The organism is Acidimicrobiia bacterium (assembly GCA_009694375.1).
In the GTDB taxonomy this organism is placed as follows: Bacteria; Actinomycetota; Acidimicrobiia; order Acidimicrobiales; family VFJN01; genus VFJN01.
Genome location: SHVB01000029.1, coordinates 1 through 21,135 on the forward strand (window position 1 = coordinate 1; position 21,135 = coordinate 21,135).

The 21,135-nt window shown below is 66.9% G+C and carries 21 protein-coding genes; 6 read left to right on the plus strand and 15 right to left on the minus strand.

Going from position 1 to position 21,135, the window contains the following annotated elements; translation table 11 throughout:
* The first annotated feature begins 75 nt into the window (after positions 1 to 75).
* Both EXQ71_12230 and EXQ71_12235 read left to right on the plus strand, forming a co-directional pair.
* The gene (locus EXQ71_12230) at positions 76 to 579 is read left to right on the plus strand and encodes a hypothetical protein (GenBank protein ID MSO88263.1); all 504 of its coding nucleotides are present in this window, start codon (positions 76 to 78) and stop codon (positions 577 to 579) included.
* A 41-nt stretch (positions 580 to 620) separates the two neighbouring features.
* Positions 621 to 1,439 carry a dienelactone hydrolase gene (locus tag EXQ71_12235; protein ID MSO88264.1) on the plus strand — a complete coding sequence of 273 codons (819 nt, stop codon included), beginning with the start codon at positions 621 to 623 and terminating at the stop codon, positions 1,437 to 1,439.
* A 15-nt stretch (positions 1,440 to 1,454) separates the two neighbouring features.
* On the opposite strand, the gene EXQ71_12240 is transcribed toward EXQ71_12235, so the two are convergent.
* The 6 genes from EXQ71_12240 to EXQ71_12265 form a co-directional block, all read right to left on the minus strand.
* Positions 1,455 to 2,504 (minus strand): DUF1679 domain-containing protein, encoded by a 1,050-nt coding sequence (locus EXQ71_12240; protein ID MSO88265.1) that lies wholly within the window; start codon positions 2,502 to 2,504, stop codon positions 1,455 to 1,457.
* 103 nt (positions 2,505 to 2,607) lie between these two features.
* Entirely contained in the window at positions 2,608 to 2,892 is a 285-nt protein-coding gene (locus EXQ71_12245; protein MSO88266.1) for a hypothetical protein, read from the minus strand.
* The gene (locus EXQ71_12250; protein ID MSO88267.1) at positions 2,892 to 6,020 is read right to left on the minus strand and encodes a DEAD/DEAH box helicase; all 3,129 of its coding nucleotides are present in this window, start codon (positions 6,018 to 6,020) and stop codon (positions 2,892 to 2,894) included. The genes EXQ71_12245 and EXQ71_12250 overlap by 1 nt, the downstream gene beginning before the upstream one ends.
* 98 nt (positions 6,021 to 6,118) lie before the next feature.
* Entirely contained in the window at positions 6,119 to 7,303 is a 1,185-nt protein-coding gene (locus EXQ71_12255; GenBank protein ID MSO88268.1) for an amidohydrolase, read from the minus strand.
* A gap of 9 nt (positions 7,304 to 7,312) precedes the next feature.
* Positions 7,313 to 8,140 (minus strand): SDR family oxidoreductase, encoded by an 828-nt coding sequence (locus tag EXQ71_12260; GenBank protein MSO88269.1) that lies wholly within the window; start codon positions 8,138 to 8,140, stop codon positions 7,313 to 7,315.
* 43 nt (positions 8,141 to 8,183) lie between these two features.
* Positions 8,184 to 9,074, minus strand: a complete 891-nt coding sequence (locus EXQ71_12265) for an alpha/beta hydrolase (protein MSO88270.1) — start codon at positions 9,072 to 9,074, stop codon at positions 8,184 to 8,186.
* 77 nt (positions 9,075 to 9,151) lie between these two features.
* On the opposite strand from EXQ71_12265, the gene EXQ71_12270 reads away from it, so the two are divergent.
* Positions 9,152 to 10,051 (plus strand): alpha/beta hydrolase, encoded by a 900-nt coding sequence (locus EXQ71_12270; protein MSO88271.1) that lies wholly within the window; start codon positions 9,152 to 9,154, stop codon positions 10,049 to 10,051.
* 19 nt (positions 10,052 to 10,070) lie between these two features.
* Here EXQ71_12270 and EXQ71_12275 read toward each other — a convergent pair whose 3' ends face one another.
* Positions 10,071 to 10,997, minus strand: coding sequence for an SDR family NAD(P)-dependent oxidoreductase (locus tag EXQ71_12275; GenBank protein ID MSO88272.1), 927 nt, complete (start codon positions 10,995 to 10,997; stop codon positions 10,071 to 10,073).
* A gap of 136 nt (positions 10,998 to 11,133) precedes the next feature.
* Positions 11,134 to 12,393: an acyl-CoA dehydrogenase family protein gene (locus EXQ71_12280; GenBank protein ID MSO88273.1), complete on the minus strand. Its 1,260-nt coding sequence runs from the start codon at positions 12,391 to 12,393 to the stop codon at positions 11,134 to 11,136.
* A 106-nt stretch (positions 12,394 to 12,499) separates the two neighbouring features.
* On the opposite strand from EXQ71_12280, the gene EXQ71_12285 reads away from it, so the two are divergent.
* Both EXQ71_12285 and EXQ71_12290 read left to right on the plus strand, forming a co-directional pair.
* Complete coding sequence (locus EXQ71_12285; protein MSO88274.1) at positions 12,500 to 13,423, plus strand: TIGR03564 family F420-dependent LLM class oxidoreductase; 924 nt, start codon at positions 12,500 to 12,502, stop codon at positions 13,421 to 13,423.
* 39 nt (positions 13,424 to 13,462) lie between these two features.
* Complete coding sequence (locus EXQ71_12290; GenBank protein MSO88275.1) at positions 13,463 to 13,924, plus strand: SRPBCC family protein; 462 nt, start codon at positions 13,463 to 13,465, stop codon at positions 13,922 to 13,924.
* Between the two features lie 15 nt (positions 13,925 to 13,939).
* Here the strand turns inward: EXQ71_12290 and EXQ71_12295 are convergent, their stop codons facing one another.
* On the minus strand, positions 13,940 to 14,614 hold the full coding sequence (locus EXQ71_12295) for a pterin-4-alpha-carbinolamine dehydratase (GenBank protein ID MSO88276.1): 675 nt from the start codon (positions 14,612 to 14,614) through the stop codon (positions 13,940 to 13,942).
* Between the two features lie 65 nt (positions 14,615 to 14,679).
* Here EXQ71_12295 and EXQ71_12300 point away from each other — a divergent pair, with 65 nt between their 5' ends.
* On the plus strand, positions 14,680 to 16,203 hold the full coding sequence (locus EXQ71_12300) for a hypothetical protein (protein ID MSO88277.1): 1,524 nt from the start codon (positions 14,680 to 14,682) through the stop codon (positions 16,201 to 16,203).
* Positions 16,204 to 16,281: 78 nt separating this feature from the next.
* Here EXQ71_12300 and EXQ71_12305 read toward each other — a convergent pair whose 3' ends face one another.
* From EXQ71_12305 to EXQ71_12330, 6 genes are all read right to left on the minus strand, one after another.
* Complete coding sequence (locus tag EXQ71_12305; protein ID MSO88278.1) at positions 16,282 to 16,917, minus strand: carboxymuconolactone decarboxylase family protein; 636 nt, start codon at positions 16,915 to 16,917, stop codon at positions 16,282 to 16,284.
* Positions 16,918 to 16,921: 4 nt separating this feature from the next.
* Positions 16,922 to 17,479, minus strand: coding sequence for a VOC family protein (locus EXQ71_12310; GenBank protein MSO88279.1), 558 nt, complete (start codon positions 17,477 to 17,479; stop codon positions 16,922 to 16,924).
* A gap of 175 nt (positions 17,480 to 17,654) precedes the next feature.
* Entirely contained in the window at positions 17,655 to 18,905 is a 1,251-nt protein-coding gene (locus tag EXQ71_12315) for an aspartate aminotransferase family protein (GenBank protein ID MSO88280.1), read from the minus strand.
* A gap of 57 nt (positions 18,906 to 18,962) precedes the next feature.
* Positions 18,963 to 19,673: a hypothetical protein gene (locus EXQ71_12320; GenBank protein ID MSO88281.1), complete on the minus strand. Its 711-nt coding sequence runs from the start codon at positions 19,671 to 19,673 to the stop codon at positions 18,963 to 18,965.
* A complete protein-coding gene (locus tag EXQ71_12325) occupies positions 19,534 to 20,487 on the minus strand; it encodes an FAD:protein FMN transferase (GenBank protein ID MSO88282.1) in 954 nt (317 codons plus the stop codon). Before EXQ71_12325 ends, EXQ71_12320 begins: the two co-directional genes overlap by 140 nt.
* A gap of 5 nt (positions 20,488 to 20,492) precedes the next feature.
* Entirely contained in the window at positions 20,493 to 20,741 is a 249-nt protein-coding gene (locus EXQ71_12330; GenBank protein ID MSO88283.1) for a hypothetical protein, read from the minus strand.
* Between the last annotated feature and the right edge of the window lie 394 nt (positions 20,742 to 21,135).

A 21,135-nucleotide genomic window follows, 5' to 3' on the forward strand; every position in this document is an offset into this window, starting at 1 on the left:
ACGTGCCTTTTTGGAACCGGATGCCTCGGGATCCGGGCGGAGCCGAGTGAGCACCTCGGCCAAGGCTGTTGCTCGGTGGGCGCCCAACTCGACGGCGACGATGAAGCCCGCATGATTTCAGCGCTCGGTGCCACCCTCGATCCGGAACGATTTCAGCACCACGCCATCGCCGCCCAGGACGGCGTCTTTACCGATGCCAGCCACACCGCCACCGCCGTCGTAGACGGCGCCTGCATCTTCCTCAACCATCCTGGCTTCGCCGGGGGGGCCGGGTGTGCGTTGCACCTCGCCGCCATCGACGCCGACGAATCGCCCATCGATTGGAAACCGTCGGTGTGCTGGCAGTTGCCGATCAAGGTGGACTGGGAACCGGGCCCCCACGACACCGAAGTGGCCACGGTCCGGCGTTGGACTCGCGCCGACTGGGGCGAAGACGGCGAGCCCATGGCGTGGTGCTGCACCGAGGGCGAGCGCGCCTACGGGGGTGAGCACAGGGTGCTCGACTCGCTGGGCGCTGAGATCGAGGCGCTCGTGGGCACGGCGGTGCATGTGGAACTCCGCCGCCGCCTCGCCCCCTAGCCCTCACCCGGCACCATCGGCTGAGCACTAGGTTTCCCGGCATGGCTGATGACGACCTTCATGACTTCGAGCGCATCTCCTTCGGTCACGACGGCAAGGAGCGCACCGTATTCCGCCGCGGAACAGGCCCGGCAGTGATCGTGATCTCCGAGATGCCGGGGATCTCGCCCAAGGTCGCCGACCTGGCCCGCCGGATCTCCGACATCGGGTGCACGGCGGTTATGCCGCACCTCTTTGGCGTGCCGGGGCGCGACCCGAACCCGGAGTCGGCCGGAACATTCGGGGCCGTCCGCTACATGCTGTCCTCGATCGTCCCGGCCTGCATCAGCCGCGAGTTCGCCACGTTCGCCCTGGGCCGTACCTCCCCAGTGGTGGCTTGGCTCCGGGCACTAGCCGCCGTCGAGCACGAGCGGTGCGGGGGCCCCGGAGTAGGGGCGGTGGGCATGTGTTTTACCGGTGGCTTTGCTCTGGCCATGGCGGTGGACGACCGGATGCTGGTCCCGGTCCTCTCGCAGCCCTCGATGCCCATGAGCATCGGAAAGAAACGCCAGCACACCATCGACATTTCCAGCGCCGACCTCGACCAGGTGAAACACCGGTGCGCCAACGACGGGCTCGAAGTGTTGGGCCTGCGCTTTGCCAGCGACCGCTTTGTGCCCGACGAGCGGTTTGCCTTTCTTCGCGAGCAACTCGGCGATGCCTTCGTGGCCGTGGAATTGAGCGATGCCGATGCCAATCCGGAGGCCGTCACCAAGCCTCATTCTGTGCTCACCGAACATCTCATCGACGAGGTCGGGACCCGCACCCGCCAGACCCTCGATGAAGTGCTCGAATTGTTCCGCCGCAAACTCCTCGTCTAGCCCTCCCCGCACTGTTCACGACGGTGGGGCGAGCACCGATTCGATCTCGAGATCAAGGGCATGGCGGCCGTGGCGCTGGGCCATGGCCACGAACATGTCATCGCCACGGTCGGTCTGGCCCACCAGACCCGAAGCCCCGATCGCCATCGACAAGCCCGCCATGGTGAAGCGGCGGTAGTCACGCCACAGGTTGTCCCAATCCAATTCCACCCCGTGTGCCGCCATGCCCGCCTGGTACAAGCGCACGAGATCCTTCTCGTGGTGGCGGCGATCCTCGGTGGTCAGCCCGGCCCCGATGAAGTAACTGAGGTCCATCACCCCGTTACCGTGCACCACGGTCTGCCAATCCACCACCGCGATGGCTGGGCCCCCCGTTGCCGTGGCGAAGAGCAGGTTGTCGAGGCGGTAGTCGCCGTGTTGCAGCGTCCAGGCGGCGGGGTCCGCCGAGGCCACCTCGGCCAGGGCCGGAATGGCCCGGCGGGCCAGAGCCAGGATGTCATCGTCGATCCGATCGGAATACCGCTGTTCGAAGAGATCCAGCAGCGAGAGCACCAGCATCGACGTAAAGGCGGCGGTGTCGGGGGTGGACCGGGCCAGCCAGGCCAGGTCCTTCAGCGATGGATCGCCCCAGCGGGGACCGTGCAAACTCGGCAAGTGCTCCACGGCGATCGCCGCCACCGACGGCGAGCAGCCGGCGATCTGGTCGCCCTGCTCGGCGGGGGCGAGGTCTTCGAGGAGCAAGACGAAGTCGTCGCTGAGCGGGTCGTGGGACACATGGAAACAGCCCGGAGCGCGGACCGGGAGGTGGGGGGCGAGATCACGGTAGAAACTGGTCTCAATGAGGTAGCTACGCAGGGCCCGGCTGGTGTTCCGACTCGTCTCGTCATCGCTGGGCAACTTGGCCACGATGGTGGCCGGCCCACCGCCGCCGGGGGAATACGTGAGGGTGACCCGAATACTCGAGGCCACCTGGCCGGTTCCCACCGCCTCCATCTCGATAGAGGCCACCGGGGTTCCCAAGGCCTCGGAAAGAAACGTCGGGGTAAGGACATCACTGGATCCCATGACGAGTGCTTAGCGCACGGCTTCGGCTCGCTCCTGTCACGCCCACCGGCTGATCGGCCACCCACCGGATGAGAAACGGGTGCGGCCCGCCCTGTTCCGGGGGTCAGTCGACGTCGATGTCGGGCTCCGCCAGTAACCCGGCGGCGGCCGCCAACGCTTCAGCCAAACGCGATGCCTTCTCGGCTACGGCCCACATGTGCGCCTCGGCCATGTCGGATCGGCCGCGTAGCGGCGGGGAACCGATCGAGCGCATGAGCGCGGTGGGATCCGTGGTGCGCACGATGGGCTCAATTTCCGGCACCGGTGGGACCGGCCGCCACAGGTCCACCGGCTTGGCTTTCTGACCACTGCGCTTACGCGATGGGCTGCGTTTCCTCGGTTGGGCCATCAGAGGTCGTCCGCCGCCAACAGTTGATCGGGCCGCAAGCCCAGCGCGGTGCGCAACTGTTCGGCGTCGAGGTCGGCGAGCGAGCTGCTCTTGGGCAATACCAGGTCGGCGATACGACGTTTGCCACCCACCACCTCCTCCACCCGTTCGTCCACGGTGCCGGGACACACCAGACGATGCGACAGCACGGTACGCGTTTGGCCGATGCGCCATGCCCGGTCCCGGGCCTGATCCTCCACCGCCGGGTTCCACCAGCGGTCGTAGAGCACCACATGGTTGGCGGCGGTGAGGTTGAGGCCGGTGCCGCCAGCCTTGAGTGACAAGACAATGGCTCCCGCCCCTTCACCGTCCTGGAATTCCTTGATCATCGTGTCCCGGGCTCCCCGGGCGAGCCCTCCGTGATAACACCGGATCGCCTTCCCCGACACGTCGCTGAGGTGCTCGGCCAGGCGCACGCCCCAGGTGGCGAACTGGGTGAAGATGAGGATTCGCTCGTTGGCCTCGAATACCTGCTCCACCACTTCCTCAAGGCGGTTGAGTTTCCCGGAACGGCCCGCCAACGGGCCATCGTCTTGTTGATAGTTCCACGGATGATTGCAGATCTGCTTCAGCGCCGTGATGGCGGCCAAGATCGCCCCCTGCTTCACCTCGCGCTCAGCTCCTTCGGCCTGGGTGACCAGGCCATCGAGCACCGCCTGGTACAAACCAATCTGCTCGGCGGTCATGGTGCAATGGTCGAGTTCGTCGATGCGATCGGGCAACTCCGCCGCCACGGCTGGCTCGGTCTTGGTACGACGAAACACCAGGATGCCGTTGAGCGCCCGCAGCGCCTGCTCACCTTCACCCGACAACTGCGCGATGAAACTGGGTCGAGCACCCACCAGGCCCGGGTTGGTAAAATCGAGAATCGACCAGAGGTCACCTAGGCCGTTTTCGATCGGGGTGCCCGTGAGGGCGAGGCGGGTGCGGGCGGGAATCCGCCGTAGTTGCTGGGCCGTTTCGTTCGTGTGGTTTTTGATGGCCTGCGCCTCATCCAGGACCACCCGATCCCACGTGCGCTGTTCGAGCGCCTCGACGTCGCGTACCGCAGTTCCGTAGGTGGTGATCACCACATCGGCGTCGGCCACTTCAGCCGCCAGTTGCTCCGCCGATGCTCGCGAGGCGCCGTGATGAACCACCACCTTCAAATCGGGCACGAAGCGGGCGGCCTCGGCGGCCCAGTTGCCCACCACCGCCGGTGGCGCGATCACCAGCGACGGGCCCTGGCCCATCGTGCGCCGGAGGTGGGCAAGCACCGTAGGGGTCTTGCCCAGCCCCATGTCCAGGGCCAGGCATCCGCCTAGTTCTACTGCGTCGAGAAAGTCGAGCCAGCCCAATGCCTCGGCTTGGTAGGAGCGCAATTCGCCGTGGAACCCCTCTGGCTTGGTCACGGGCGCGGCGGGGGCCGACGAGGCCTTTTCGAGCAGGTCGGTGGCCCAACCGGAACCCTCCACCCGTACCCCGGCACCAAAGGGCGTTCCCTCCAGTCCCACAACGTGACGGAGGATCTCCGCGCCCGTCATCTGCGTCGACGAAGCCCGCTCCGCCAACGCAGCGGCTGCTTCCTTCAAATCGACCCCGTCGAGTTCCACCCAACGTCCGTGCGACTGCACCAGCGGCCGGGCCTCGGCCGCCAATCGAGCAATGTCCGCCGCCGACAGTTCAACATCGCCGAACACGGCCGACCAGCGCACATCACTGAGCTGATGCGCTCCTACTACCGGCTCGCCGGCAGGCTCCACAAAGAGCCGCAAACCCGCGCGCGGCTTACGGCGGGACAAGGCGGGGACGCGCACATCAAATCCCGCGACCGCCAGCGTGGGACCGATCGTCGTCATGAGTTCCCAGGCTTCGTCCTGGCTGAGATACACCTGACCGCGCCGCAGGCCACCGGCCCGGCGCAGGGTGTCATAGAGGCGTTCCAGACGCTCCATCTCATCGGCGAGGTGTCGTGTTTTCTTGCTGTCGGTGAGGGCCTGCTCAACTGGGAGTAAGCCGCCTTCGGCACCGCGGCCGAGCACCTGCAGGAACCAAGCGTCGCCCTTGTCGGGCGGGTCGAGTTGCACCACCAAGGTGGTCTTGGCCACTCCCGCCACGCCACTGATCCAACTGTCGAGGCGCTTGGATACTTCCGCGCCCGCCGGGATCGGGGCGGTGAAGGGCGATCCGTCGAGCCGGGCGATAAAGGCCTCGCCCACATCAGCAGCGTTACGAATGATCGGCGGGGTGGCCGGCCGCTCCAACTTTTCGGCCGCCTCTCGGGCAATGGCATCCACCACCTCCCCGATGACCTCAATGGTGACCACCCGTGGCTCCTTGCGGCTCAGCACCGCCACCGGGCCGGGCATCGCGGCCGCCAGGCGGGACACTTCTGCATCATCGATCCGGGCCGGTGACCACCGCACGTTGAGGTCCATCGCCTTCCCATCGGGATGCCGCTGGGTACGCAGGCTCGGAACCAAATCCCCTCGCGCCACCAATCGCACCGCCGCCACCGCCACCCGACCTAGCCACCGCACACTGGCGCCCACCCCGTCGTCCTGCGCGTTGCCCCCGCCTACCGCGACCACGAGCCAGCCGAGCGCTTCTTCCACCGGGATAGACAGCGCCGCCGCCCGCAGCCCGTTGGGTAGCGAAACATCGGCGTGGGGAGCCCACCCCAGTTTGGGGCCACCGAGGGCCTCGAGGCGATCGGCCAGCTCTGCGTTGCGGTGCGCCACCACATCGGGGCCGCCGGCCCAGATGATGATGGAACCGCCCTCCCAGGAAGCCTGCAGGCGCACTTCGCCGGTGGGGTCAGCGGTGGGAATGAGCACCCCAGACCCGGTAGAGACCGAGCGGGTGATCAGATCGTAGGCCGCTTCCAGGCGATCGAGTTCGGCCTCGAAGTCCCCCACCACTTGGGCGCGTTCGGGACCCCCGAGGCCACTGACGGAGTCGAGAGCATCCTCGGTCTCGTCCATCAGTCGCTCGAGGAGAAAGCGCCAAGCGACGGGGTCGGCTTCGAGCAACGTCCGCTGATCGGCGGTGGCGGTGCCCTCCGCTGCAGCCCACGCCGCGGCCTCGAGAGCACGTGTGCGGTCTGTCATGCAGAGAAGAGTTGGTGGCCCTGAGGTAGCGCCACCGGCTCAGTGGTAAGGATACGCCTTTCCACCCCCAATGCCAGAATTTCAGACCCTGGGAACCTTCAGAGCGGGCGGGGGGTCGCCAAGTCGACGGCATTTCGGTGCAGCACGGATCGCCGATCCTCGGGGGAGAGCGGCTGGGTATCCGCCACGTAATCAAGGGGGTGGGGAAGGGCTTCGATGTGGGGCCAGTCTGAACCAAAGATCACCCGGTCGGCGCCCATGAGGGCCACCAGCGTCTCCAGATCGTCCTCCCAGAACGGATTCACCCACACATGCCGGCGGAACTGCTCCACCGGGTCCTCCTTGAAATAGCCGGGAAGCTTCTTGTCCTGCGAGCGCAACTTTCGGAACAGATCGGGCAGAAACTCGGCACCGTTCTCGATGGAAGCCACCCGCAGGTTCGGGAACTTCACGAAGTGACGGGCCAGGGTCATCGACAGGAGAAAGTCGTGGACGGCGTCTTCGATGTGGAAACTCTTGATGGTGGGCCGGAAATCTCCCTGGCTGAAGTTGGCCGCGAACCCGTCGCGAGCAAAGCCGTTCGATGACCGGCCAGTGTCGCCGGCGTGCACCACCACGGTGATGCCCGCTTCGTTGACCCGGGCCCAGAACGGGTCGTAGGCCGCATGAAACGGACTGCGCTCTCCGGTGACGGTGGTGGGAGCCGCCGCTCGCATCACGATGATCCGAGCACCCTGGTCAAGGGCCCACTCAAGTTCCTCCACCGCCCATTGGTCATCAGCCAGCGTGAGGTAGGGGGCGGTGAGGATGCGCCCGTGGTAATCGAACGGCCAGTCCTCGGCGAGCCATCGGTTGAAGGCCCGGAAGGTGGCACAGACGGCGAAGGGATCGTCCTTGAGCGGTTCCTCGTAGATCATGCCCAAGGTGGGAAACAAGAAACATCCCTCAAGGCCCTGCTCATCGAGCACGGCGAGGCGCGCCGACGCGGAGCGGTACTCGGCGCGGATCGGTTCGTGGTCGTGTAGCAACTCGATCGGGTTGGCGCCCTTGGGGTTGCCCCGGAAGAACTCGCTCAGGCACCCGGGCTTGGAGATCGGGTCGAACGTGGCGTTGGTCACCGCACGGCTGACCTTGCCCCCGAGCACGTGATACTGCCGGCCGTCGATCGTGGCCCACTGCACCGCGCGCGGCCCGAGCGCGGGATCGAGATGCCGGGTGAAGGCATCGAGAGCCTCGTAGTAATGGTTGTCTGCATCCCAGATGGGATGGCCGAGATCCTCCACACCCCCAGCCTAGGGCCGGTTCAGGGCGGGATGACGGCCGGCCAGCAACCGCAGCAGCACGCGACGGGGTACGGCCCGAGTCGCCACCACGGCCAGCTGATTTGGCCTCCCCGGAATCAACACATCCCGACCCTTGTCCAGCGCGGCTAGGGCTTGGAGCGCCACCTCGGTGGCGCTCACCCACATGAACGATGGCAGGGCCGCTGCTGCCGCCGCCGCCTCGGCCTCCCCCATCCCTGAGGCCACCGCAAATTCCGTTTCCACCGGGCCGGGACACACTGCGGTCACGCTCACTCCCTGGTGGCGCAGTTCCTGGGCCATGGCCTGCGAGTAGGACAACACGAACGCCTTACACCCGCCGTACCCGGCCTGGCCGGGCAGCGGCTGAAAGGCGGCTACGGAGGCCACGTTGAGCACCGCCCCCGTGCCGCGCTCCACCATGGCAGGCACGAACAGACTGCAGAGGTGGGCCACCGCCTCAACGTCGAGGCGAATCATGGCGATCTCGCTCTGGGGCTCACTTAGATGCACCGGCCCCATGGTGGATACACCGGCGTTGTTCACCAGCACCTGAACCTGGAGGCCGCGTTCGCGCAGCGTGGTGGCGATCGCCGAGCGCTGCGCGTCATCAGACACATCAGCAACGATGACCTCAGCCCGCACGCCGGTAGAAGCCGTCAGTTCCTCCGCCAGCATCCGCAGGCGATCTTCGCGACGGGCCACCAGGGTCACGCCGTGACCTCGGCGCGCCAGTGCCCGGGCCAGCTCCACGCCAATGCCGGCCGAGGCTCCCGTGATCAGCGCGGTGCAGTGGGGAGCGGGGATCGGCAGGGCCATGCCAAGAGCGTAGGACAGGGCAGGAACGGACCGGACCGGTGGGTTACCAACCCAACACGGTGTCGAGCACTTCGCCGGCGATCGCCAGCCCGCCGAGGTGGCTTTCGCCATCGCGCACGAACAGGGTGCCGTGGCGCAACGACGGCACAAAATGCTCGGCGTGGGCGACGGGCACGATGTTGTCGTCACGACCATGCCACCACCACACCGGCACATCGATGACCCCGGGGTCGAAGCCCCAGTCTTTCGTGAACAAAATCCCGTCGTCCACGATCGCCCGCATGCTGTGGCCGCCGTTGGTGGCGAGGTCGTCGAGGAACATCTCTTTGATGTCCGCCTGGCCCAGCACGGCGCGGTCCCCCGGCGGTGATAAGGCGGCGTAGAGGTCGAGGCCTCGTGATCCGAACGGCTTCGATGCCCGCATCAAGACGGTCAGCGCCAGGCCGGCGGGTCGGCGTATCACCGGCAGGAGCGGTGCCACTGCCTTCGCCAACCCCACGACCCCTCCCGGCACGGCATCAGGCCCCACGGTGGGTACCACGCCGTCGAGAATCCCCACCGAGCGAACGCGATCGGGAAGGCCGGCGGCCACCGCGAGGGCGTAGGGCCCGCCGCCGGAGAGACCCACCACGGAGAAATTTCCGATACCGAGTTGGTCCACCACCATCTCAACGTCGGCTACGAAGTCGAAGACGCAGCCATAGCGATGCGCCGGCGACCAGCCCACGCCGGGGCGATCAAGCCCGAGGATGCGCAGGTTGCGGGATTGGGCGATGCGCCGGGCCTCCTCGGGGATCTGGCGCCGGGCGCCCGGGGTGCCGTGAAACCAGACCACCGTCTGCCCGTGAGGAGTACCGAACTCGGCCACCCCCAGTTTGCGACCATCGCGCACCGGCACCGTGCCCTCGAAGCGAGCGGCAGTGATGTTCCCCACCGCTCAGATCATCCTGATCGGGCGGCGAGGGTCGGTGAGCAAGGTCTGCGGCACGAATGGAGGATACGTTCACCAGCATGACGATGGTCCCCTATGACGAGTTCGGGCTGTTTCAGGAGAACGCCACGGAGTTTGGTCTCCCCTATCCCGGGCCGCCGGTCGTGCGCCGGGAGCGGTTCACGGTGGCCCCCGATCGCCAGCTGAGTGCACTGGTGTGGGGAGAAACAACCCCAGAGGTGGTTCTGCTTCATGGCGGCGCCCAGAATGCCCACACGTGGGACACCGTCGCCCTGGCCCTCGGCCGTAGCCTGCTGGCCATCGACCTCCCCGGTCACGGCCACTCCGATGCCCCCGCCGAAGGGAGCCTCGACCTGCGCCGCAACGCCCAGGACGTGGCCCAGGTGATCGCCGCCCTCGCCCCATCCGCCACTGCGGTAGTGGGCATGTCGCTGGGTGGGCTCACCACCATTGCCGTGGCCGATGCCCATCCTGATCTCGTCCGCCGGGTCGTGCTGGTAGACGTCACCCCCCGTGTCGAAGGACCGGGCGCGGCAGCCATCATGGCCTTCATCAACGGTCCCGAGAGCTTCGCCGACTTCGACGAACTTCTCGCCCGCACCATCGAGTTCAACCCCACCCGGTCGGAGTCGTCCCTCCGCCGGGGCATCCTTCACAACGCCATGCCGCGCGAGGACGGCTCCTGGGTGTGGCGATACCGGCGCTTCACAGAGGCCGCCGCGTCAGGGGAGCGGTCGCTACCCGCCGAAGACCTCTGGGATGCCCTGGGTCGGATCGCGGTGCCGCTGATGCTGGTGCGGGGAATGCGCCCGGGTTCAGTGGTGGACGACGAGGCGGAAGCCGAACTACGCCGCCGCCAACCCACCGCTCGAATCGAGCATGTCGTTGAAGCCGGTCACAGCGTCCAGGGCGACGACCCGCTCCACCTCGCCCATCTCATTGCCGACTTCATTACCTGAAGGCGACGGCGGCGCGTGTTCAGGACCAGGTGTAGAAGACGCCGGTAAGTTCTTCGCTGCGGTTCCAAAGGCGACCGGCGGCGGCGGCATCGAGGGCATTGGCGCGTCGCCCCACGCGGGTGGGGTACCCGCGGGCTTCGCCGAAGGAGTCCGGCCCCCAGTAGTCGTCGGCCATCACGGTGGGCATCGTGGCGGCGAAGAGCTGCGGGAGTGCCCCCATGTGATCCGACTGCCCCAACAACTTGTCACCCAAGCTGGTGAGCGGCTTGAGAAACCCGGCTCCCCGGGTGGGTCCGGAACTGAGGTTGGTGGCGGCATAACCCGGATGAGCGGCGGCGGCGAGGAGGGCCGTGTCGTGGTCCGTTGCCTGGCGCTGGAGCTCGCTGCTGAAGAGCAGATTGGCCAGCTTCGACTGGGAGTAGGCCGACCAACGCCCGTAACGGTGGTGCTCGAAGAACAGGTCCTCGAAATGGATCTTCCCAAATTTGTGGGCATTGGATGACACGCTGATCACCCGGGGCGCCGGGGCGGCGAGCAAGACGGGCAGGAGGAGGCCCGTGAGAGCAAAGTGGCCAAGGTGGTTGGTGGCCAACTGCAACTCGAAGCCATCGTCGGTAGTAGCCCGGGGTACGGCCATGACCCCGGCGTTGTTCATCATCACATCGAGGTGGCCGAGTTCATCGATCAAACCAGCAGCACAGGCACGCACCGACGCCAGCGACGCCAGATCCAGGCTGCGTATCTCCGGCGGCGGGCCGGTCGCGTGGATCTTCACCGCTTCCAGGGCGGCCTTGGCCCGACGTTCGTCGCGGCAGGCCATCAACACCCGAGCACCCTTACCTGCCAACGCCTCCGCCGAGCGCAGACCGAGGCCACTGTTGGCTCCGGTGATCACAATGGTTTGCCCGGTTTGATCGGGGATGTCGGCGGCGGTCCAGGTGGCCATGACCAGATCCTCCCATTCCTACCTACGTCATGAGTAGTGCTGGCTTGAACCCACCCCCCAGGGAAGGTGGTCGAGTGGCTCTCATCGAACGGTGATACCCGAGACAGCCCCCCGCAAGGGATGTATCGCCCCGGGTTCAGGTGGCGGTGGTGGAGCGACCGCCGAAGCCGAAGAGGTGCTGGGCCACCTTGCGCATCTGTATCTCCTCGGAGCCCTCGGTGATGCGATAGCGACGGTGGTGACGGTAGATGTGCTCAAAGGGCATGTGGCGGCTGTAGCCCACGCCGCCGCAGGTTTGCATGGCCCGGTCAGCCGCGTCGCAGGCCAAACGGTTGGCTCGGTAGTTGCACATCGCCACCTGATGGGTGAGTTCCATGTGGTGGCGCCGATCCATCTGCCAGGCCGTCATGCGAATCAGTTGGCGCAGCATCGCCGCTTCGCTGTGGAGTTCGACCAGGGGAAATTGGATGCCCTGGTTGGTAGATAGCGCCGTGCTCCAGGTGGTGCGGCCGTTGGCATAAGCCACGGCTTCGTCGATGCAGTACTGGGCGGCACCCAACGAAGACGCCGCTTGGCGGATCCGGTTCTCGTGCACGAACGACTGGGCCAACTCCAATCCGTGATCAAGGCGCCCGAAGAGCGCATCGGCCCCCACGCGCACATCGGTCATGGTCACCTCGGCATGGTCGGTGGGCATGTTGAAGGTCCACCAGAAGTAGTCCACCGAGAAGCCCGACGCGTCGCAGGGCACGAGGAACGCGCTGATGCCCACCGGCGATCCATCTTCGCCCGACGTGCGGGCGAAGATGATGTCATGGGTGGCGTGGTGCAACCCCGAGTTGAAGCGCTTGTGGCCGTTGAGCACCCACTCGTCGCCGTCAGCCACTGCGGTGGTCTCAAGGAAGGTGGCATCGGAACCATGGTTGGGTTCGGTAAGGCCAAAGGCCAGCCGTCGGGTGCCGTCCAGGAAACCCGGCATCCACTCGGCCTTCTGGGCCTCGGTGCCGAAGTCGCGCATCATCAACACGGTAGGGAAGTTGCCCACCACCGAACTCTCGTTCTGGAGGTCGTTGAACAACCCCAGGCCCTTATGGGCTAGGTGCTCGCGAATGATCGCCATCTCGAGATTGCTGGCGTCTCGGCCACCGAACTCCGCCGGCAGCGCGAGCCGGAGCCACCCCGCTGCGTCGGCCCGACGTCGCATCTCGGCCAGCAGATCCTCCCATTCGGCCCGAGGTACGCCGTCGTTGTCGAAGTCTGTGCGCGAGTACTCGCGGCGGTGATCGAAGAAACGCTCATTGTCATCCTGGGCCTGCAGCGGGGCGATCTCCGCCGCGATAAAGGCATCGAGGGCGCGCAGGGTGGATTCGGTCTCTGCCGGAATCTCAAAGTCCATCCCCGAAACCTAGAGCAGCCCTGTCCGTGACGGCCACGGGGCCGGGCTGTACTGACCCCGATCCCCCTCCGCCCCCCCAGGGGCCGGATTGCGGCATGATCCAGGGATGAAGATCGGAATCAACGGATCCAGCCTTATCGCCCTGGGAGCCCCGCTGGGGGCCCTCGTCGACCACGCCGCGCAAGCCGAAGCCGACGGCTTCGCCACCTATTGGCTGGCGCAACTCGCGGTGCCCGATGCCCTCACCGCCATCGCGGTGATGGGGGCTTCCACCAGCACCATAGAACTCGGCACCGCCGTGATCCCCACCTGGCCGCGGCATCCGCTCATGCTGGCGGCCCAGGCCCTCACCGTGCAGGAGGCCATCGGGTCGCGCCTCCTGCTGGGCATCGGGCTAGCCCACAAGTCGAGCATCGAGGGAACGCTCAAGATCCCCTTTGCCAACCCGGCCAAGCACATGGACGAGTACCTGCAGGTGCTGCTCCCCGCCCTCACCGATCGCAAGGTGTCCTTCACCGGCGACATCTGGTCGGCGGAGAGCGACGGTATCGGCGGCACCCCCGAGATCGCATCTCCCAGCGTGATGCTGGCGGCCATGGGCCCTCGCATGCTGCGGCTCGCCGGTGAGCGAACCGCCGGTTCCATCCTTTGGCTGAGCGGCCCCAAAGCCATTGCCGAGCAGATCAAGCCAGCCCTCGATGCTGCCGCCGCCGGGGCCGGACAACCGCCGCCTCGCATCGTCGCCAGTGTGCCGGTATGTGTCACCACCAAGCCCGACGACGTGAAGGCGATGGTCGCCACGCTCCTGGAGGGATACAACGACCTGCCGTCGTATCGCGGGGTCATGGACACCGAGGGCGCCGGCGGCCCCGCCGATGTGTCACTCATCGGCAGCGAAGATGAAGTGCGTGCCGGTCTCGCCGCCTTCGCCGCCGCCGGGGCCACCGACTTCTCCGCCCTCGAGTTCGTGGTGGATCCAGCCGACGCGGCACCCACCCGGGCGCTACTGGTTGACCTGGCTCGAGGCTGAGACCCTGCGTCGCCCTAACGGGCCACTACGCTGCGGCCGATGCAAGATTCCGTGACCATGACCATTGAAGCCACGCCGGCGGAGGTGTGGGCCCTTGTCAGCGACGTAACCAAGATCGGGCGCTACAGCCCCGAGACCTTCGAGGCCGAATGGCTCGACGGGGCCACCGGGCCGGCGGTGGGGGTGCGTTTTCGCGGTCACGTGAAACGCAACCAGAAGGGGCCGATCTACTGGGCCACCTGTGTCATCACCGAATGCGAGCAGGACCAGGCCTTCGGCTTTACGGTGGGCGAATCCGTGGAGAAAGGGCTCAACAACTGGCGCTATGCGCTGGTGGCGAACCCCACCGGTGGCACCGACGTCACCGAGTCGTTTCGCCTGAAGGACACGCTCGCCATGCGCCTCTACTGGGGGTTGCTGGGATGGGCACGCGGTCGGACGAACCGGAACGGCATGCGTACCACCCTGGAACGAATGAAGGCCGAGCTCGAGTCGGATTGACCGGAGAGGTCGCCGCTACTCCTCGTCTGATCCAACCCCAAGACCAACCTCGGTGCCCTCGGGGTCAGCCAGCACCCACGCGGTGTCGGCGGGGATTTCGAGGATGACCCGGCCCCCGGCGGCCATTCCGGCGGCAACCCGCCCGGGCATTTCGTCGGCCGCCACGATCACGTTGAGGCGGCGCCCGAATCCCACTGGGGTGGCTGCGTCGCGCCCCTCGAAACGAAGGGCGGGCCCGATTCCCTGCGGGTCAACCAGGGTGTGGACGACGGTGTCGGAGCCGGCGGCGGTTTCGGACCGATACCCCAGCACGGCGGCCCAGAACGGAACCACCCGGTCAATGTCGACCGCCCCGATCACCACCTCGACGCGCGTCGATGCCTGCGGCTGCGCGGTGAGACCAGCCGCCGCGGCTCGTTGGGAGATGGCCCGGGCCAGGCCCCCATCACGGTCGGTGAGACCGCCGGCATCGTGGCTGGTGATGCACACATGAACGCGGCCGGGGTAGCGCAGTTCCACATCAGGGTGATGATCCGCTTCGTCGGCCTCGCGGGCCACCACCGCCACGAACGCACCGGCGGCGGAAAAGGTGGGGGCCACGAACCATGTCTCTACGGCCTGGCCCAATACCCGCCAGTCCTCTAGGTCGTAGGCGGCCAGGAACGCGGCACGGCTGAGAGGTCTGGTCATACCACCCAGCCTAGAAGCGCCGGGCCCGATACCCGCGTGGTCCCGGCCCCGTTAGGGTCCCCGCCATGGCGTTCGAAACGGTGACGGGGTACTGCTGGCCTCAATCAGTGGTGGGCGGCGAGGCCATCGGATTTCATCTCTCATCGGCCGGCGCCCGACCGGTGTCAGTGGAGGTGGCCCGGGTAGGTGGCGAACGCACCGTGGTATTCGCCGATGAGGCCATCCCCGCCGGCGACCATCCCATCCCCGCCGATGCCGCCGCCCAAGGCTGCGATTGGCCCGTCGCTTTCATGCTCAATGTCGACAAGACCTGGCGCTCGGGCTACTACGAGGCAGTCCTGGAGATCGCCGTCGACGGGAAGCGGCGCCGCAGCCACGCGTTCTTCGTCGTGCGGCCTCGCATCGGTGCCCCCACCGCCTCGATCCTGCTCGCCCTGGCCACCAATACCTGGCATGCCTACAACGACTTCGGTGGCCGCAACCTCTACACGGGCGGCACCCAAGTGTCCCTCCAACGACCGATGGCCCCGGGCTATCTGTACAAACCCCCCGGCCTCGGCCGCCGCGTCACCACCACCGCGCCCCCCGATCCGCAGATGGCCGCCCACGTGGGGTATCTGGCGTTGAATCACCTCTCTCCCTATGCCGGCTCGGCGGGCTGGCCGGATTGGGAACTGCCGTTCATCACGTGGGCCGAGCAGCATGGCCATGCCATCGATGTGGTCACCAACCCCGACGTGGCCGATCACCCCGGGTTGTTGCGCGCCAGCGGATACTCACTGTTCCTCTCCGTGGGCCACGACGAGTATTGGTCCTCCGGCATGCGCGACGCCGTGGAGGGCTTCATCAGCAGTGGTGGACACGCCGCCTTTTTCTCCGGCAACACGGCGTTCTGGCAGGTGCGCCACGAGGACCCCACCCCCGAAGGTCCAACCAAGACAATGGTGGGCTACAAGGGGTTCTTCAAACAGGACCCGGTGTTTGGCACCGACCGGGTGAGCGAACTCACCACTATCTGGTCCGACCACCTCATCGAACGGCCCGAGAACCACATGACCGGGGTGAGCTTCGCCCGCGGCGGCTACCACCGCATCGGCCAGCGGGCCACCGCCGGTGCGGGCGGTTACACCGTGCACCGCCCGGATCACTGGATCTTCGCCAACACCGGCATCGGTTATGGCGACGTGCTCGGGGCGGCGGCCACCGCGGTGGGCTACGAGTGCGACGGCTGTGACTTCACGTATCGAGACGGGTTGCCTTACCCCACTGGGACCGACGGCACGCCTCGTGATTTCGAGATCCTCGGCACGGCGCCGGCCGCCCACTTCACCCGCACCACCGCCACGCGTCCTCCCGCCCCCCATGAGCCCTCCGAGGTGGAGTTCATCGCCGCCCGCCTGTTCGGCTCCCGCACCGCAGACAACGTCGAGCGCATCTCCTACGGCCACGCCGTCCTCGGCACCTACACATCGGCAGCGGGCGGCGTCGCCATTACCTCCGGTAGCACCGACTGGGCCCACGGCCTCGACGGCCGCGACCCCCAGATCGAACAGATCACCAGCAACATCCTCACCCGTCTCGGAACCTAACCCCCGAGGGGGGTTAGCGGCACTGGCGGTCGCGGAGCGACGGGGCTGCCCCGAACCCGGGCGGTAGCCGGGGTTGCGCTACCCGCTCCCGCCGGGCCGAGCGGCGTCGGATGCATCCGCCGGCGGATCCACCTCCACGATACGTTCGTCGACGTCGTCAAACTCTGTGCGCAATGCCCTCGCCATCACCGCGTGCTGAAGGTACAGCGCCGTGATGTAGGTGAGTTCGAGCAACTCAACGTCGTCCAAGTGCTCCCGCAGGGCCGCGAACAGGCCATCGGGCACGCGACCGAGGTCGTAGACAAGGCAGTCGCTGTAGGCCAACACCAAACGCTCCACGGGGGTGAAGCAGTGAGCCGCCGCCCAATGCGCGACGGCCGCGATGCGCTCCTCGGATACGCCGAGTTCGCGCAATGATTTGCAATGCTGGGAGAAGACGAACTGGCTCTGCGCCGCCCAACCCGCTCGCGCCTGGGCCAGTTCGCGTAGCACTGGGTCGAGGTGCCGCTGGGGGCTCCGATAGAGCCCAAAGCCCTGCACGGCATGCTCGAACACGTCGGGCACGTTGGCGAAGGCCGTCCACCAGTCTCCTGGGGAGCCGGTTTCCGTACCCGGCTCCGCCACGGGATCCCGGTCGCCAAACAGCAGGCCGTACATGGTGGCAATCAGTGGCGTTTCCACCTCGGCCCGAGGTACCTGGCGCAGCCGGGGCATCAGATCAGTGAGTGGCGGCGACGACGGCCGTGGCCGGTTCGTGCGCTACATCTTCGGCCGTGAGGGCCCGTTCCCAGCAGGCGAACTCGAGGAGAATGCCATCGGGATCCTGGAAATAGATCGACCGGAGGAAAACCCCCGGGTGCATTTCCGCGCTGAGGCCAAACTCGCTGTCGTCGTGGTTGGCCACATCGGTGCAGGCCACCCCGGCCGCCCGCAGGCGCTCGGCGTAGCCTTCGATGGCCTCAGCGGGCACGTTGAAGGCCACATGGTTCATCGAACCGTGGGCCGACAAGAGTTCTCCGGTGTCGGGCCGATAAGCCGGGGCGGCGACCCCCGGTGCAGCGGGCGGCGCATCCGGGAACCAAAAAAACGCCAGCGTATTGTTGCCGCCACAGTCGAAGAAGAAATGCTGCCCCATCCCCATCGGCAACTCAATCGTCTTGATCAACCGCAGCCCCAGCACGTCCCGGTAGAAGGACACGGTGCGAGCCATGTCTTTGCACACCAGGGCCAGGTGATTGATCCCCTGGAACTCGAACGGCGACTCAGGCACTGCCACACCCCCAGAAAAAACCCGTGTGCCCGACGGCTACACCCCCCCAACTTACCACGACTGACCCACCAGTCAGGCGGGTGGATACGCCACCCGATCCCCGCTGCGACGGGATCCTCCCGGGGTGGTGACGCCCGGCCCACTCGCTCCCCCATCACCGTGGCCGGCACCCACCAAGGGGCTATTCGAGGGTGGCGTAGGTGGTGGACCGGTCGGCAAGACGGGTACCCCCAACCTCCCCCACACAAGTCGCCAGATCGGCCAGGTACTCCTCGATCACCGGCGCATTTCCGGCGCTGACAGTGGCGTGCAGCGAGTCCGGCGGCGTCTGTCGATCATGGAACCAACCTTTGGCCTGCAGAGCATCACCCACGGCAAAGACATCCAGGGCGTCTTCATAGCCCGGAGCAATCGCCATCGCCACGAGATGCGCCTCGGGTTCGCCGAGCACCGCCAGGCCCGGGATGTCTCGTATGCCGGCCACCATGCGCTGATGCGTGTCGATGGTGATCTGGGCCAGACGCTGATAGCCCTCCGTCCCGAGATAGTGCAAGATCGCCCAGGCGCAGGCCATCGGTAAACCAGAGCGCGTGCCCTGCAAACCCGGCGAGGCGTAAAAGCCGCCCAGCCAATCGTCGAAGACGAACGTCTGATGCTTACGCAACGCCTTGGTGCGATGCAGGATCACCGAAGCCCCCTTGGGCGCGTACCCAAGTTTGTGGATGTCGGCCGAAATGGTGGTGACACCATCCACCCGGAAATCCCAGGGTGCCACCTCCATGCCCAATTGCTCCATAAACGGCAGGAGGAAGCCGCCCATGCACGCGTCCGTGTGGAAGTTGGCCCCCACCGAGGCCGCCAGGGCCGCCAGTTCCGGGATCGGATCGATCACGCCCTGCGGATACTGCGGTGCCGATCCCACCACCAACACCGTGTTCTCGTTCACCACCTCGGCGGCGGCGACCACATCAGCCCGCCAGTCGGCTAGGACCGGAATTCGGCGCACCGTAAGTCCGAAGTAGTGGGCTGCCTTGTGGAAGGCGGCGTGGGCGCTCACTGGCAACACGATCTCCGGGGCCGTGACGCCCCGCTCCTGACGGCACCGCTCGCGCGCGGCCTTCACGGCCAGCAGAATGCTCTCGGTGCCGCCGGAGGTCATGAAACCGGAGGCCTCCGGTCCGTGCAGGAGATCGGCCGTGATGCCCACCACCTCCGACTGGATGCGGGCCAGGCTCGGGAACGCCATCGTGTTGAGGGCGTTGTCGTGCAGGAACATCGCCGCCACGGTCTCGAGCATCGCATGCGCCTCCGGGCCGGCGTCGTAGACCATGCCGAACGTGCGACCGTCCTGCCAACGAGCATCGTTGCCCCGCATACCCGTGAGGGCCGCCACGATTTCCTGCGGTGATTGTCCGGATGGGGTGAGCGGCATGCCCACCAGCGTAAAGCACCTGCTCCCGCCAGGGGCCAGTACCCGCCCCCGATGCCCTCAGGCCCCCGGCGGGGGCGGGAGAGGTGCCCGCCGAGGGGGTCGTCGTCGGGGCAGGAGCAGCCCGTAGACCAGGAAGAATCCCATCGCCGCCAGGGACGCCACCGACGCCCCGATATACCAACCATTGTCCGAGTCCGTGCCCGCCGTGAACCCGTGCCAGGTGGCCAGGGCGGCGGCCGCGTAACTACTGAGGTGGATCTTGTGCCACGTTGGCCTCGAGAGCCGCTTCATCATGAGGCTCGTTGCTTCCACCGCCACCAGGAGCCACATCGCCAGCACACCCGCGGCCACCGGGAGGCGCTGATAGGGCGAGGCCAAAGGCACGAGAACATCGATAAGACCAAAGTGCACGTAACTGTCGCCCACCAAGCCGCCCACATGCAGGGCAATAAAACACAGGGTGAGCCCGCCCACGAACCGGTGGAGATCAAGCAGCCAGGCCGGCCGCGGGTTGCTGCCCAACGCCCGGGTGGCCAGCGCCAAGCCGAGCAGCACCGCTCCTACCGCCAACCCCCAGGCCACGAAACCAGCAGCGCGAGCCACGTACCACCAGGCCTGTGGATCCAACTCAGCCAGCATCATTCCCCTCATCGGCCAGCGTCGGCCACAGTGCAAGATCCCCGCCGGGCACCACCGTACCGTCGGCCAAGGTGCACAAAGCGGCCGCCGCAGCATCCCGCAGCGCATCTTCGAACCGATCAGGGGCAACGAACGCAACCTTGGTGAGGACCTCAGCCGATGCCGCGCTCGGTGCCACCACGGTGACCTCCACCAGGAGACCCTCACAGGGAGACCCCGAGCGCGGATCGATGAGATGATGACGACGGTCGCCCGCCGGTCCGAGCCACCGCCGCCGTTGCGTGGTGGACGTAGCCAGACCACCGGATCGCAGGGCGAGCAGACCGGACGGAACAGCCCCATCAGCAGGCGCCACATCCACCACCCATCCGGCCGGATCAGGGGCCTCCCCCGCTACGGCGAGATCGCCGCCGAGGTTGGCGCAGGCGCCGGCGGCGCCGTTGGCCAACAGCATCCGCACCAGCCGATCAGCCGTCCAACCCTTGCCGATACCACCCAGGTCGAGGACAGTGCCGCTCGGGATACGAGCCCGGTGGGCGGCGTCTTGGATCTCGATGGCCCCCACCCCAGCGGCGATGGCGGTCGGTACCTCGGCCCCGGCCCCATTGCCATCCACCTCGTCGAAGGTGCGGTCGTACCCCAGCGAGGCCAGATGGGCACCGAGTAAGGGGTCGAAGGCACCGGCGGTGGCCTCCTGGGCTCGCACCACGGCGCGCAGCAGTTCGATGGTCTCATCCGCCACCGGCACCCAATCCCCAGCCCGCTCGGAAAGCTGGGACACATCCGAGGTGAGCCGGAATCGACTCCACCGCTGCTCGCAGCGTTCCACCTCCGCTCGAGCCCAATGCAGGTGGTGATCGGACCCATCGAGGACGAGTACCTGAACCTCGGTCCCCATCGCCCGAAACGAGCAACTGGCCAGATCAACTACTGGCGAGACCATCCGGCTCAGGAACCCGAAGTGGTGGTGACCGAGCGGGTACGGGTGGAGGTGGTCGGTGTCGAACCCTCCACGACCACCCGGCGGCGCACCACGATCGGCGCACCCTCGGAACGGGGACTCGTCGAGGCGGACCAGGCCACCCCGGGAGCGGGAACCACTGAGGGGGCGGTGGTCGCCGCCACATTGGTGGTTCCTGCTCCCATGAGGGCGACCAGGTCGAGCATGACCGCCAGCGCCACCCCACCAACCACCATGCGGGCATTGCTAGCAGCATGACGGTGGCGGGGGCGGGCCACTCGCGCCAGCCGGGCGGATGGCGCGTAGGGAGATTCAGTCGTCGGCGTCTTCGTCCTCGTCCTCGTCGGCCTCATCGTCGTCGTCGTCCTCGTCGGCGTCGTCCTCGTCGTCCTCGTCATCGTCCTCGTCGGCCTCATCATCGTCGTCGTCGTCGGCGTCGTCGTCGTCGGCCTCATCGGCCTCATCGGCCTCATCGGCCTCGTCGGCCTCATCGGCGTCATCGGCATCGTCATTGACACCGTCGGTGGCGTCGTCGACCAAATCATCGGCCTCCTCTACACCATCGGCCGGCGAGGATCCGTCCGGATCCACCCCGGGATCCACCGCCACGTCCAGCGGCGAATCGACGGC